Annotated in this window: 10 protein-coding genes and 1 tRNA gene; 4 read left to right on the forward strand and 7 right to left on the reverse strand. The window is 60.5% G+C overall.

The window, feature by feature from the left end; translation table 11 throughout:
* Positions 1–6 precede the first annotated feature (6 nt).
* From ACILSR_RS26790 to ACILSR_RS26800, 3 genes are all read right to left on the reverse strand, one after another.
* Positions 7–1,050: a zinc-binding dehydrogenase gene (locus ACILSR_RS26790; RefSeq protein ID WP_395752888.1), complete on the reverse strand. Its 1,044-nt coding sequence runs from the start codon at positions 1,048–1,050 to the stop codon at positions 7–9.
* A gap of 162 nt (positions 1,051–1,212) precedes the next feature.
* On the reverse strand, positions 1,213–2,652 hold the full coding sequence (locus ACILSR_RS26795; protein WP_395752889.1) for a hypothetical protein: 1,440 nt from the start codon (positions 2,650–2,652) through the stop codon (positions 1,213–1,215).
* Positions 2,653–2,711: 59 nt separating this feature from the next.
* Positions 2,712–4,109, reverse strand: a complete 1,398-nt coding sequence (locus ACILSR_RS26800; RefSeq protein ID WP_395752890.1) for a hypothetical protein — start codon at positions 4,107–4,109, stop codon at positions 2,712–2,714.
* Positions 4,110–4,306: 197 nt separating this feature from the next.
* Between ACILSR_RS26800 and ACILSR_RS26805 the strand changes: the two genes are divergently transcribed.
* Both ACILSR_RS26805 and ACILSR_RS26810 read left to right on the forward strand, forming a co-directional pair.
* Positions 4,307–5,206, forward strand: coding sequence for a sterol desaturase family protein (locus tag ACILSR_RS26805; protein WP_395752891.1), 900 nt, complete (start codon positions 4,307–4,309; stop codon positions 5,204–5,206).
* Between the two features lie 81 nt (positions 5,207–5,287).
* A tRNA-Arg gene (locus ACILSR_RS26810) sits at positions 5,288–5,362 on the forward strand.
* Between the two features lie 67 nt (positions 5,363–5,429).
* On the opposite strand, the gene ACILSR_RS26815 is transcribed toward ACILSR_RS26810, so the two are convergent.
* Positions 5,430–6,578 (reverse strand): hypothetical protein, encoded by a 1,149-nt coding sequence (locus ACILSR_RS26815; RefSeq protein ID WP_395752892.1) that lies wholly within the window; start codon positions 6,576–6,578, stop codon positions 5,430–5,432.
* Between the two features lie 147 nt (positions 6,579–6,725).
* Between ACILSR_RS26815 and ACILSR_RS26820 the strand changes: the two genes are divergently transcribed.
* Together ACILSR_RS26820 and ACILSR_RS26825 are read left to right on the forward strand one after the other, a co-directional pair.
* Positions 6,726–7,979: an MFS transporter gene (locus ACILSR_RS26820; RefSeq protein ID WP_395752893.1), complete on the forward strand. Its 1,254-nt coding sequence runs from the start codon at positions 6,726–6,728 to the stop codon at positions 7,977–7,979.
* 126 nt (positions 7,980–8,105) lie between these two features.
* Positions 8,106–8,411, forward strand: a complete 306-nt coding sequence (locus tag ACILSR_RS26825; protein WP_395752894.1) for a hypothetical protein — start codon at positions 8,106–8,108, stop codon at positions 8,409–8,411.
* A 314-nt stretch (positions 8,412–8,725) separates the two neighbouring features.
* On the opposite strand, the gene ACILSR_RS26830 is transcribed toward ACILSR_RS26825, so the two are convergent.
* The 3 genes from ACILSR_RS26830 to ACILSR_RS26840 all read right to left on the reverse strand — a co-directional run bounded on the left by ACILSR_RS26830 (position 8,726) and on the right by ACILSR_RS26840 (position 13,192).
* A complete protein-coding gene (locus tag ACILSR_RS26830) occupies positions 8,726–9,985 on the reverse strand; it encodes a DUF1552 domain-containing protein (RefSeq protein WP_395752895.1) in 1,260 nt (419 codons plus the stop codon).
* A gap of 88 nt (positions 9,986–10,073) precedes the next feature.
* Positions 10,074–10,625, reverse strand: coding sequence for a hypothetical protein (locus ACILSR_RS26835; protein WP_395752896.1), 552 nt, complete (start codon positions 10,623–10,625; stop codon positions 10,074–10,076).
* Between the two features lie 59 nt (positions 10,626–10,684).
* Positions 10,685–13,192, reverse strand: coding sequence for a DUF1592 domain-containing protein (locus ACILSR_RS26840; protein ID WP_395752897.1), 2,508 nt, complete (start codon positions 13,190–13,192; stop codon positions 10,685–10,687).
* Positions 13,193–13,558 lie beyond the last annotated feature (366 nt).

A 13,558-nucleotide genomic window follows, 5' to 3' on the forward strand; every position in this document is an offset into this window, starting at 1 on the left:
GGTCGGTCAGGCGTACTCCAGCAGGGCTTTGATGACTTTGCGCTCGCTCACGGCTTTGAACGCGGCGGCGATTTCTCCCAGGGGAAAACGATGCGTGATGAAATCGGCGGACGTGAGGCGGCCTTCGCGAATCCACTGGCAGAGAGCGGCCTGCGATTCCTTTTCATACCGGCGGGTAGGCCACTGGTGCACGAAGAGGTTGAAGTTAAAATCCGCCTTCGCTTTGTCGATGTGCAGCACGCCGTGGGTGAGCACGCCGTAGATGCAATGGGAGCCGCCGCGGCGCAGGAGTGGCAGGCCCTGCTGCAGGATGTCCGGGTGACCGACGGCATCGATCACGGCATCCAGCTTTTTGCCGCGAATCTTGGCCAGTTCGCCGATCTCTAGGTCGCCGGGTGCGAAGGCGGCATCGGCACCAAAGGCCAATGCCTTGGCCTGCTTGTCCGCATGGCGATCGACGATGCCGATCCAGCCGAGGCCGAAGAGTCGCCCAAGTTTGACAAAGCTGAGACCGACAGGACCGGCACCATAGATGAGCACATCATCGCCGGGCTGAAGATGGAAATCGCGGAAGGCACCCAGCACCTCGCGCCAGGTGCAGAGCAGCACGGCCTGCTCCGGCGGGATGTCTGCATCCACGCGGGTCTGGATCTCGAAGACCTCCACCCAGCCGTGGGCCTCATCTGCCACGCCATCGGCCACCATGGCGTCATGATCATTGGCCAGGGTGTACTCGCCAAAACCGCCCCAGCCGGAATCGACGCCTTCGCTTTGCAGATCAAAGACGAGGCCGCCGACGGCGCGGTCGCCGACTTTGAAGTTCTTCACTTTGTCTCCCACAGCGGTGACGATGCCCACGCTCTCATGGCCGAGCGCGAAGGGAAACTTGTCCTCCATCCCAGGAAAGGTGCCGCCGAGAAGTTCGGAGTCGGTGCGGTTGCACAGGCAGGCACACTCGGTGCGCACCAGAGCCTGATAGGGGCCGGGCTTGGGCTGCGGGGTGTCGAGAATGGCGAGTTCTCCAGGTGAAACGGCGATGACAGACTTCATGATGATGGGAAGTGCATCCGAACACGCGGCGAATGCGAGTGCAAGCGTGGAGACAATGAAAAGTAGTCCAGAGCTTTAGCTCGCTTTGGAGAGCGTCCTCACCTGCCCCATGCCGTCCATGCAAATTGAAAAACCGGGCAGCATGAAGGTGTCAGCGCTCCTTCATTCCTCCGGCAACGGCACATTCTGCTCCACCTTGCCGGTACGGGGATCGGGGAGAATTTGGGGCACGACGCGAGCGCTGACTTTCACGGCGTTGCAGCCAGCCTGGTCCAGGCTGTGGCGCATCTGCTCCTCCATACCGCGTACGAGCCGGGCTTCATCGACACCTGGAGAGGGAACGACCAAAGCCTCCACGGCATCCGGCGCAGTTTGGCGGAACTGATAAGCAGCCACATCGTCCCGTTCATCCATTTTAAACAGAAACAGCATGCCTGTGAAGGCGCGGATTTCGGGAGTCTTGAAGGTGTAGTTCATCGAACTGCGGCCGATGAGCTGCTCGATGCGGCGGAAGGGCCATTCGGAGTCCACAGGGCCGAGTTTCACGCGGTCATTGATGCGGTAGCGCAGCAGTGGCAGGGCCTTGTTCATCAGCGGGGTGGCCAGCGCGTGGTCGGAAAGCACGCCCTCGGGCACCGGCTGGCCCTGGGCGTCAACAGCCTCAAAGGCCAGCAGGTCATCATGGCAAAGCATGTGCTGCATGCCGGACCACTGGCGGGCGATGCCGAGCGTCTCCCCGCAGCCATAGGTGCTGAAAGGTTCGATGCCGAAGGCACGGCGGCACAGGTCGCGGATGCCAGGCGTGGTGGCGTCTCCGCCTGCGGAGAGGTAGCCCCTGCCCTGCGGCATGCGGATGTTCAGCTCTCCACTGAGCTGCGCCTTCGCCAGTCGGCCAAGCAGTGAGGCATAGCCCATCATGGCATCTGGCTGAATGCGCTGCACCTGCGCCAAAATCTCTGGCCACGGGGCGGTGATGCTGATGGCGTGGTAGCGGGAAAAAAGCGCTCCTATCCGGGGCCGTGTGCGATACATGATGGCCGAAATGGCGGGTGATGCATCCGTGACGAAGGCGATGACTTTGAGTCTTCTGCGAAGGCCTGGAGAGCTTGGCTCCTCTGCTGCATCAGCACTGCTGCGCGGGGAGGCGGAGTGACGCACGTTGGCGGTGGCGTAGATCCAGTCCACCGCATTGACGTCATGCACCGTCGGGGTCACCACTGCGGAGGTGCCAGCGGTGGTGCTGACCATCCAGCGGCCATGGTGAAGCCTGTTCCAATTCTTTGGTTCTTTGAGATAGGCATCCAGCGCGGCACGGCGCAGGCGCGGATCTGCAACGATCTCATCCCAGTTTTCGAGCATCAGCTCCTTCGTTATCGGGGGGATGTCGGTGAGCTGGCAGCGCTCCACATCGATGCCCTTCAGATGTCTGCGATAAAAGGGGCTGACCTCCAGCGCGTGCCGCGCCATGGCACGCCAGCGCTGCTCCTGCAGCTTCAGGAGGTCGGCGCGGCTCATGAGCTGGGCCTGGCGGGCCAGCCTGGAGGCGCGGATGAGGTTCAGGGTGCGGAACATCACGGCACTCCTTTGCGAAGCGTCTGCCATGGGTCAAGGAGGCGCATGGCTGGGAGGCGATAAATCCGTCCCATGATGGCGCCCTTTCTCTAGGCCGTCTCGTCCCGAAGGGGGACGTTTTGCTCCACCTTGCCCGTGCGCGGATCGGGCTGGAGCTGCGGCACCACGCGGGCCGAGACCTGCACGCCGGGGCAGCCGCCCTCCTGCAGGCTGTGCTGCATGGCGGCGGGCAGCTCACGCAGCAGCAGTGCCTCATCGGCGCCGGGCTGGGGAATGAGCAGGCACTCCACGGCATCGGGGGCGGTCTGGCGGAACTGGTATGCCGCCACGTCCGTGCGGTGCTCCATCACAAACAGGAAACGTGTGCCCACAAAAACGTGCCGCTCCGGCGTGCGAAACACATACGTCATGGTACTGCGGCCGTGAATCTGCGTGATGGTCTGGAAGGGCCACTCTGAATCCACAGGGCCCATTTTCACGCGGTCATTGATGCGGTAGCGCAGCAGCGGCAGGGCCTTGTTCAGCAGTGGTGTGGCCAGCGCGTGATCGGAGAGCACGCCCTCGGGCACAGGCTGGTCCTCGGCGTCCACAGCCTCGAAGACCATCACGTCATCATGGCACACGAGGTGCCGCATGCCGCGCCACTGGCGGGCGATGCTGAGCGTCTCCCCGCACCCGTACATGCTGAAGGGATCGATGCCAAAAGCACGGCGGCAGAGATCGCGGATGCCGGGCGTCACGGCGTCTCCGCCCGCCCAGATGCAGCCGCGCTCCGGCGAAGGGTGCAGCTTTAGCTCGCCACTGAGCTGGGCCTGCGCCAGCCTGCCAAACAGGGAGGCGTAGCCCATCATCACATCCGGCTGGATGCGCTGCACCTCCGCCAAAATCTCCTCCCATGGCGCGGTGACATTGATGCGATGGTACTGGCAAAACAGCGCGCCCACCCAGGGACGTGTGGCATACAGCGCTCCGGAGATGGAAGGTGCGGTGGAAGTGATGAACGCCGCCGCACGCAGCCGGCGCCGAAACAGCGAGGGCTGACGTGAGCTGTGGGGAGAGGCGGAGTTCCGCAGGTTCTGCGAGGCGTGGCCCCAGTCCACTGCTGCAAGATCATGGGGGATGGCCAGCGCCGCACCAGTGGTGCCGGAGGTCATGCTTACCATCCAGCGCCCATGATACAGCGTGCCCCAGTTCCCGGGATCGCTCAGAAACTTTTCCAGCTCCGCCCGCCGCAGTCTGGGATCGGGGACGATCTCGTCCCAATGCGCCACCAGCAGCTCTTTCGTCAGCGGAGGGATGTCGGTGAACTGGCAGTGCTCCACATCGATGCCCGCCAGATGCCTGCGGTAAAAGGGGCTGACCTCCAGGGCGTAGCGTGCCATGGCCCGCCAGCGCTGCTCCTGAAACTTCAGCAGATCCTCACGGCTCATGAGGTGGGCTGTTTTGACCTCCTTGCGAGCACGGAGGATGTTGAGAAGGCGGCTCATCGTTCATGCCTTTGTCATGAGCCCGGGCAGGAGTCAAAAAAGATTGGGACAAAGTAGTCGAGAGCTTCAGCTCACACGCCCTGAACATCCACTCAAGCCCAGGTTCCACCTTCCCTCATGAAGCGCAAATCCCGCACAGCATCTCCCCACATCCGCGCTGGAAATCAGCCCGTTTCTTGCTTTGAAAAGAAACATCCATGCTCCGCAAGATTTTTGAATACCTCCTCTGGCCCCTGATCCTCGTTGCCGCCCTGATCCCCACTGGCATCGGCATCGCACACAAGCAGGGGCCGCTGGCTTTCAACATCACCTACTTCAGCCTGGCCGCGCTTTTGTTCTTCCTGGAACGCAAGTTTCCGCATGAAAAGGAATGGCTGCACTCAGACGGACAGGAGTTTCCAGACTTTGCGCACACGGCCTTCACCAAATCGTTTGTACAACTGCTCATTGTCTCCGCCACGGTCATCGGCCTGGCAGACGTGGTGGGCGGGGACCAGGGCACGGGGTTGTGGCCAAACCACTGGCCCATGTTTCTTCAGGTCGTGCTTGGCCTGGTGATCGCGGAGTTCGGGCTGTACTGGGCGCACCGCATCGCCCACGAGTGGATGCCGCTGTGGTATTTCCACGCCGTGCATCACAGCAGCAAGAAACTGTGGTTTTTTAACACGGGACGCTTCCACATCGTGGACACGCTCAAGAGCATGATCTTCTCCGCGCCACTGCTGGCGCTGTCCGGCGCTCCGAAGGACGTGATGCTGTGGTTTGGCGCCATCACCGCCTACATTGGATTCCTCACGCACTGCAACATTCAGATGCGCTTCGGCTGGCTGAACTACATCTTCAACACCCCCGCCCTGCACCGCTGGCACCACTCCAAGGACCTGCGTGAGGGCAACAAGAACTACGGCGAAAACCTCATGCTGTGGGACCTTGTCTTCGGAACGTACTACGATGACACCAACCGCCGTCCGCCGGTGGAGATCGGCATCAAGTCCGCCATGCCCAAATCGTTCTGGGGGCAGGTGGTGGAGCCCTTCCGCTGGCATAAGTTTCAGACCTCCGCCAAGGAAGGCACGCACAAGCGCGAGTTGCTTTAAAAGGATCAGGATCTGACACATCGCCCCGAAAACGACTTGCCGCCCCGCAGAGCGCATGCGAAGCATCGGGCCCGAAACAAAGCGCCCGTAGTTCAACGGATAGAATGGTGGTCTCCGAAGCCGCAGATTCAGGTTCGATTCCTGACGGGCGCACCAGTTTGAGGGGAAGTTTCTGATGCCACATAGCTGTGGCATCTTCCAGGCTCCGCACTGTTTTGGTGGATCACGGCATAGCGGGAGTCAGGTAGGACTTGTAGCCGTTTTCGTTCGAGCGCTTGCCGTTGGTCACGGCCATCCAGCCTTCAAAGGTCACCTCCATCCATCCCGGCTGCGTTCGGCCCGTGGTGAACAGCGGCATGTTGTGCCCTTCAAAAACCGCCAGAGGCCGTTTATCGTAGCCAGGCTCGTCCCGCAGCCTCTGGTCTTCCAGTTCCAGCCCGTCCTGCAGCTCGATCATCGTCGCCTCTCCCGCCCGGAACGAATCCCGGTCGATCTTCAAGGCCTTTTCTGGCATCCATCCCTTGAACAGCACATGACAGCGCGGCACGGGTGCCTTGCCGTCCTTGTCCGCCTCGTGGGAGGTGCTGGTGGACAGGCGAAAAAACTGCGCGCGGTCAGATTTTGCATCGTAAAACACACGTCCAACCTCCCGCGGCAGCGAGGAGGCCTGATGAACAGCGATGAAGTCTTCCTTTGGATTGCTGTCCACATGTGCCACCCTGTAGGGTACACCGCCGATCAGTGGATGGGCCGACAGACGCCCTACCTGATCTTCATGCGCTTCCAGCCGCACCGCCAGCTGCTTTGTCTCCTCCTCCAGCCTCCCCGCCTGTGAAGCCACTTTGGCGATCTCCTCCGAGACACTGCTTGTCAGTGATTTTTGAAAGTCCTTGTCCTTAACCAGGCTGTCAATGATCCTGTTCACATCCCCCTGCAAATCAGCGATCTTCTTCACCGTCGCCAGCTCCCCGCGCAGTTTCTCGATCTTTGCCAGTTCCTCGGGGAGCTTCTCCGTTTTCTTCAGCACCGCTTCCATCTGTGCCCTGGCCGTCTGCAGGCTTTTCTGCAGCTCCGCCATCTCTGCCTCCTTTGCTTTGATGTCTTCCAACGCCCTCTTTGTGAGAACAGTCGCGACCGTCGCGTCGGTCCGCGCTTGCTCCAAGGCCGCGCGATGCTGTTCGCAGGTTTCCCTGGAGGCGTGCTCCGCCATCTGCCTCATTCCCCAGCCCAGCCCGCCCAGCAGCAGTGGCACCACCAGGGACAGCAGCCCCTTGCGCCTCAGCACGTAGCGAATCAGCGACTTTTCAAACGCCGATGGCGAGAGTGTTTCATTGGCGGGTTCTGGGCAAGCGGGCTCAGACGTACGGCTCATGGGTGGGAGTGGTGAGGTGAAACAATTTACATGTGTTTTTTAAAATGAGCTTGATCCTGTGGCAAGCCCCACCTCAAAAAGAAGTCTTGAATGGAGGAAGCCCAAACTGGCGGATTGAACACCCCCTGCCGCCTCGTTCATTGCCCGATGCCCTGCCCTACCCGCGTTCGTTATCGTGTTGTCGGCTTCATGCTGGCGCTCGGCGCCCTCACGTACCTTGATCGTGCCTGCATCGCCACTCTTTCGCCGGACATCCGCCGCGAACTCGGTCTCAGCAAGGACGAGATGAGCTGGATCTTCAGCGCCTTTGCCATCGCGTATGCGGTATTCGAGATTCCGACGGCATGGTGGGCGGACCGCATCGGAACGCGCCGGGTGCTGACGCGCATCGTGGCATGGTGGTCGGCATTTACCATGGCCACCGCCGCCGCGTGGAGCCTTGGATCCATGATGGTCATCCGCTTTCTGTTTGGTGCCGGAGAAGCAGGCGCGTGGCCAAACATGGCGCGGACATTCTCACGCTGGATCCCCCGCACCGAGCGCGGCACCATTCAGGGCATCTTCTTTTCCGCCGCGCATATCGCAGGCGGACTGACGCCCATGATCACGCTGGCTGTGGCGGGAATGTGCGGGTGGCGCTGGACTTTTGTAATCTTCGGCATTCCCGGGCTTCTTTGGGCACTGGCCTGGTTCAGGTGGTTCCGCGACGATCCGGAGGAGCATCCTGCGGTGAATGCGGCAGAGTTGGAAAAGATCGTGGCGGGGCGTGATGCCAGCGCCGGGCATCACGCAGGATGGGCCTACTGGCGACAGTTGCTGTTGCATCGCAACACGCTGCCGCTCTGCCTGATGTATTTTCCTAACAGCTTCGGCTTCTACTTCTGCATCACCTGGTTGCCAGATTACCTGCGTGAGCAACACGGCTTTGACTCGATGCGGCTGGGCTTCTTCACGGGTCTGCCGCTGCTGCTGAGCCCGGTGGCGGATCTGCTGGGAGGGCTGGCCACGGATGCAGCTGTGCGCCGTTTCGGGCTGCGCATCGGGCGTGTGGGCGTGGGAGCCACGTCCTACCTGGTGGCGGGCATCGCCATGCTGATGGCCGCGACTGCCAGACAACCTGAACTCGCGGCGTGGTGCATCGCCACTGCAGTGGCTGCCAGCATGTTTACCCTCGGTGCCTCCTGGGGAACTGTCATTGACGTGGGTGGCAGCCACACGGGCGTGGTGGGTGCGGCCATGAACACGAGCGGCCAGATCGGCAGTGTGATCTGCCCGCTGATCGTCATCTGGCTGCAGGAGCACTACCATTGGAACGCGCCCGTCTGCCTCATCGGCATTCTTTATCTGGTGGGAGCTGCGGCGTGGGCTTTCATCAATCCGCATCGGAAGATTTTTGAGTGAACCTTTGTTCCATCGTTTAATCTCCATGCAATCCAGTACCCTGAATACATCAAACTGGAGATCGAGAGCATTCCACCTGTACGATGGCAGCTTGAGTTCAAGCGCGATGAGGACGGAGTTTATCACGTGCTGGCCTTTCACCACGGGCTTGGAATGTCCACAACCGAGGTGCGTCAAGGACACGCCAGCGAGGAGCATGTCGCTGAATTAGGCAGGACTCTACAAGCGATTCAATCGAATCCGCAAAGCGGCAACTTGCGCGTTATCTGCGACGGAAACCGAATCGAGGCCAAGATTCCAGGTGGGCGCTTCATATTTTTCACGGTTGAAGAAGGAGAAAACGGTGTGGCATTTCTGCGCTGTCTGCGGCTTGCTTGCAGTTCAGTGCTCGACGAGTCTGCCTACCAACGATGGGGTCTCGATCAGTTGTAATTTCTCTTTGGTGCGGGGCGGATCCCGGGAGAGTTGGGTTTGCCGCAGGGGAACAGAAACTGACGGTATGAGATCAACCTAGGATGGCGCAGCGCATGGGGCATAGGTGGGTTGTGTTTGGCGTACGGGGCGCTGCTATGTTCTATGGCCTTCTTCGCCGAACCGACCAACAGCGAAGGTGTCCGTATGCCGTGGTATTTGCAGAACGCTGGCAGACGGGCGGGCTGTCGCCACACCCATCCTACGACCGGTTCGACAGCGAGACTCGTTCGCCGACTTTCATGCCACAGGCTGGCAGCCTGTTTCACATTCGGCTACACTTCGCTCACCACGCCATTACTCGCGCCGAAGGTCGGTGCTTCGATGCCCATGTGGTGGAGCATGCGGACGTAGAGATTGGACAGCAGCGTGTTGTTTTTCGTGTCGTGGGCCAGATGGCCTTGGTGTTTGAAACCGCCGCCAGCGAGCAGGATGGGGAGGTTGTTGTTGTCGTGGGAGGAGGAGTTGCCGAGGTTGCTCGTGTAAAGCACGGCGGTGTGGTCCAGCAGGGACTGACCACCTTCCTGGCTCTGCTTCATCTTCTCCAAAAACTCGCCGAAGAGTTTGATTTCTGCCTCTTCAATCAGCGCGAGTTGCTCCAGCTTGGCGGGGTCCTGGCCGTGGTGGGAGGCGTCGTGATGACCGAGGTTCACGCCGGTGATCTCCGGGCGCTCCTGCGAACCGATCCACAGCGAGACGACGCGGGTGGAATCTGTCTGCAAGGACAGGTGTACGATGTCATACCACAGCCGTGAGCGCTCCAAAAGCTGCGGGCCGCTGGGCTCGGTGGTGGGTGTGGCGAAGTCCACGTGCGGCTTCGGCGTGGTGCTCCAGTGCTCGTCCTGCTGCAGGGTCTGCTCGGCCTCGCGCACTGAGGAGAGGAAGAGGTCCAGACGATCGCGGTCCGTGCTGCTAACGCGTCGGTTCAGGGCTTTGATCTGAGAACCTACGTCATCGAGGATGCTCTGGCCGTCCTTCACGCGCTGGAGTTCGCGGGCTTCCTCCTCAGGAGTGCCGGCGATGAAGAGTCTTTTGAAGACATTGGTGGCGCGCTGTTCGGAGGGAATGCGCACGCCGCGGCGGTTCCACGCCACATCGCCTCCGCCGAGGATGAGGGAGGGAAAGCGTGTTTGATTACCGAGGTGCGAGGCGACTTCCTGATCGAGCGATATGCCGTTTTTGATGTCCTTGTCGCGGATGCGTTCCGGAGCCACGCCGGTGAAGATTCCCACCTCCGCGAAATGCCCCGCTGCATAGCGATGCGACATTCCGGAGAAAACCGTGAACTGATCGCGATGCGCCTGCAGATTCTTCAGGTAGCGGCTGGGCAGGTAGTCTTTGCCAGGCTTCTCAGGGAAAAAGTTTGGCCCGTACATGCCCAGTGGCTGGCCGACCAGCACCATTCGCGGCGCGGCCTTGAGAGCCTTCTTCGCCTCATTCGCCGAAGCGGGAATCATCGCCTCCAAAAACGGCAGGCCGATGGCGATGCCGGAGGATCGCAGAAAGGTGCGGCGGTCGAGTCGTGGGGCTGGCATGGCTGTGGATGATTACGGTTATATGTTCAAGAAGACGCGGCTTTGTGCGATTTCATGCATCGGTGCAGTCACATCATCAGGTTGGAATTCATTTGCCCTGTTTTAACTGGGAGAATCGCATTGCCATCTTTTTGAGGTCAGCAAGAGCTTTTCGGGACGGCTCCGGCAAGTAAGCGTTGATACTATACTGACCAACATTTTGTTCGTATTTTTCAAACATGAGAATATCAGAGTCTTCCCCGAGGGGCTTTTTGCCGAATGCATTATCCCACTTCATAGGGCCTAGGGCCTGAGTCATGAGCAACACGGCATTTTGAATGTCCTTTTCCTCGGTAAGCTTGATGCGGAGCAAGGTCGATTGCATGCGGCCCGAGGCCTCCACTGGGAGATAAGACACCACCTCAATCACCACTGATTTTTCCGATTTTTCTTCGAACAGTGTGCACGCATAGTTTGGCCCCCAACCACCCACCGCCGCGACACGGGTGATCTTCCCAGCGTTTGGGTGCTGATTTCTCAACTCGTTGAATGAAGATAACATCAGGGCCTCATAAAATTCAGGCCTCGTTTCCCGGATGCTCCCCCACGAGAGCACATCCACATCGGCTGCCCTTGTCTTTCCCTGAAAAAGCAAAACCATCCCAGCTAGGATGCACTGAATTAATCCTGTTCTATTCATGTTTCGCGTGGCTGCTGAGGTCACTTGTTCAGAAAAACTCGGCTTTGTACAATCTCATGCACGAGGGTGCGCAGCCCGTAGTTTTTCGTGCGAAGCGTGGCCACGATCTGCTCGATCACTTCGCGGTCGGCGAACTGGATGTCCGCGCCAGTGGCGTAGATCATGAGCTTTTGCGTGAGGCTCCGTGCGAGCTGGTCTTTGTCCTCCAGCAGGAGCCTCTTGTAATCAGCGATGTCTTTGAAAGGCCTGCCCTCCGGCGTGGTGCCGCCCTGCTCCACATCGGCACCGCGATAGATGCCTCGGCCGCTGGTGGGAAAGAGGGGCATGGGAAAGGCTTTCGTGCGCTCGGTTCCACGGTAGAACTCACGGTAGTTGCCGATGGGATCGAAGTTTTCGAGAGCGAAGCCGGGCGGGTCGATGTGGTTGTGGCAGGTGGCACAGGCGGGCGTGTTGCGGTGTTTATCAAGCTGCTGACGGATGGTGGTGGCGCCACGGATGTCCGGCTCGATGGCAGGCACATCCGGCGGCGGGGGCGCGGGCGGCTTGCCGAGGATGCGATTTAGCACCCATGTGCCACGCAGCACGGGAGAGGTGCGCGTGCCGTCCGCGGTGACTTTCAGTACGCTGCCCTGCGTCATGACTCCACCGCGATGCGCCTCGGGTGGGAGCTTCACTTTGCGAAACTCAGCCCCTTGCACGCCTGGGATGCCATACAAAACGGCGAGGCGCTCATTGAGCATGCTCCAGTCGGAGTCGGTGAAATTCAGCAGGGACAAATCGTGGCGCAGTACCTCCTCAAAGAATAGCTTCGTCTCCCGCGGCATGGCATCGAGCAGCAGGGAGTCAAAGTCCGCGTAGAGCTGCGGGTCCGGGATGGTGGAGTCGATCTTCCGCAGGTCCAGCCATTGGCCGGTGAAGTTTTCGGTGAAGCGCTCCGCACGCGGGTGCTGCAGCAGGCGCTCGACCTGCGCACGCAGCACCTGCGGCTGGTGCAGCGTGCCCTTTGCGGCGAGTATGGTGAGCTCCGCATCTGGCGCGGAGGACCATAGGAAATACGACAGACGCTCGGCGAGCGAGAAATCATCCAGCCGCGTGGAGACGAGCTCTCCTTTCTCATTCGCCTGCGCGCTCTCCGCATCCATCAGAAAGAGAAAATCCGGAGAGGAGAGGATGAGCTTGAAGCCATACATCATCGCATCGTGAAAGCAGTACTGCTGCTCCAGCCGCTGCTTCACCTTGCCAATGTAATGCCTCAGCACCTCCTCGCTGACGGGACGGCGAAACGCACGCGGCAGGAAGGCGCGCAGGATGCGTTCGGCATCCGCCTGCGGATTGGTGGAGGCAGGCACCAGCGGGTCTGCGTTCCACTGAAATTCATTGCGCTTGTCATTGACGACAGGCACGCGAGCGCCGGTCATCTCTGCTTTCACCACGGAGCGCGCCTTGAGAGGCACGTCTCCATATAGAGCGGTGTAGGCCGGAGGGGGGAATGCATCCAGCGGGCCGTCGATCTGCATCCACTCCACCTTCAGCCCGGGGCCGGTGTATTCTTCGATGGGCTTCTTGAAAATGCGGATGTCCCAGGTGGTGAGAAGGTTCAGCACAAAGGCCTGGTTCGCCCCCAACTCGACCTCGTACTCGATCACCTTCGGCGCCCCATGCGGGATCTCGCGCACCTCCCGCAGTACAGGGCCCTCGCGTCCGCTTTGATTCACCACCATGAATCCCGCAGGCACCGGCTTCCCCTCCCCGCCCACCGCGCAGGCAGACATCGTCACCTTGTAGCGCCCGGCCATCTTTACCGGCGCAGTGGCGCAGAGGCCGTAGCGCGGCAGCTTGCTGTAGAAGGTCAGCGCGCCGTCCTTCAGCACCGCGCTCCGGGTGAGAGTCTGCTTAAAGTTGGAGCCTTTGTCCACTATCGTCTGCGCCGTGCGGCGGTCGCTGAAAGGCTGGGGCGGGCTGATGGGAATGACCGACTGCACGGCGCGTGCCGCGGCCTCCTGATAGCGCAGAAAATGGGTGGCCGAGAGGTCCAGTCCGGTGCTCACGTTGTCGAAACCGGCCGTGGTGCTGTCCTCGGGCAGCAGGTCTTTGAGCACCACACTCGTTCCGAAGAGGTCGCGCAGGGTGTATTCATACTCCGTGCTGTTGAGCCGCCGCACCATCACGCGGCCCTGCTTCTGCTGCAGTTGCAAAGACGCGGCATGCAGACGCGACTGGAGGAAGCCTGTGACCGCGCCCACCTCCGCCTGCGGCGGGCGCTCGCGCTTCGGTGGCGGCATTTCGCCAGAGCGCAGCTTGTCGAAGACCTGCGTCCAGCGCTGCGCCGTGCGTGGGTCGTTCAGTTCCGCACCTAGGTTGTCCAGCCGCAACCCGCCTTTTTGCGAGTCCTCCCCGTGGCAGTCCGTGCAGTGCTGCTCCAGCAGCGGCCGCACCTTCAGGGTGAAACCCGAATCTTCCGGGGCTGCATAGGTGCCTGAGACGAGGATGAGATAGACAAAAGCGGAGGTGGTGCGAAGAGGCGGCATGCAGACAGTGGATAGGAACGCATGAAACGGCGGATTCTTTGCGCTGGGGGGAGGTGGGGAATCTCGTTCGCAACCGCTTCCGATCAAACCACGGTGCTTTCAGTCACGCCTCATTTTCATGGGCACCGACCACCTCCAAAGCGGGTCCTTGGGGGTGCAGTCATCTGCATCATCAGCGCCATGCTGTTGAATCCGAGATTCAGCACGCTTCCTCACTGACATCCCTTTTAGACCTAATGCCGCTAAGCAAAAGCTGGTTGGTGCCGGAAAAAGAGCGCTGTACAAATGAACTGCATGGTTAACTAAAGGCGGATGCCTGCATCATCCACACCTGATCTTCCCCCTGGCGTCTTTGCCCACACTCTC

Origin of the sequence: Prosthecobacter sp., from assembly GCF_044222565.1 — a bacterium.
Classification (GTDB): Bacteria; Verrucomicrobiota; Verrucomicrobiia; order Verrucomicrobiales; family Verrucomicrobiaceae; genus Prosthecobacter.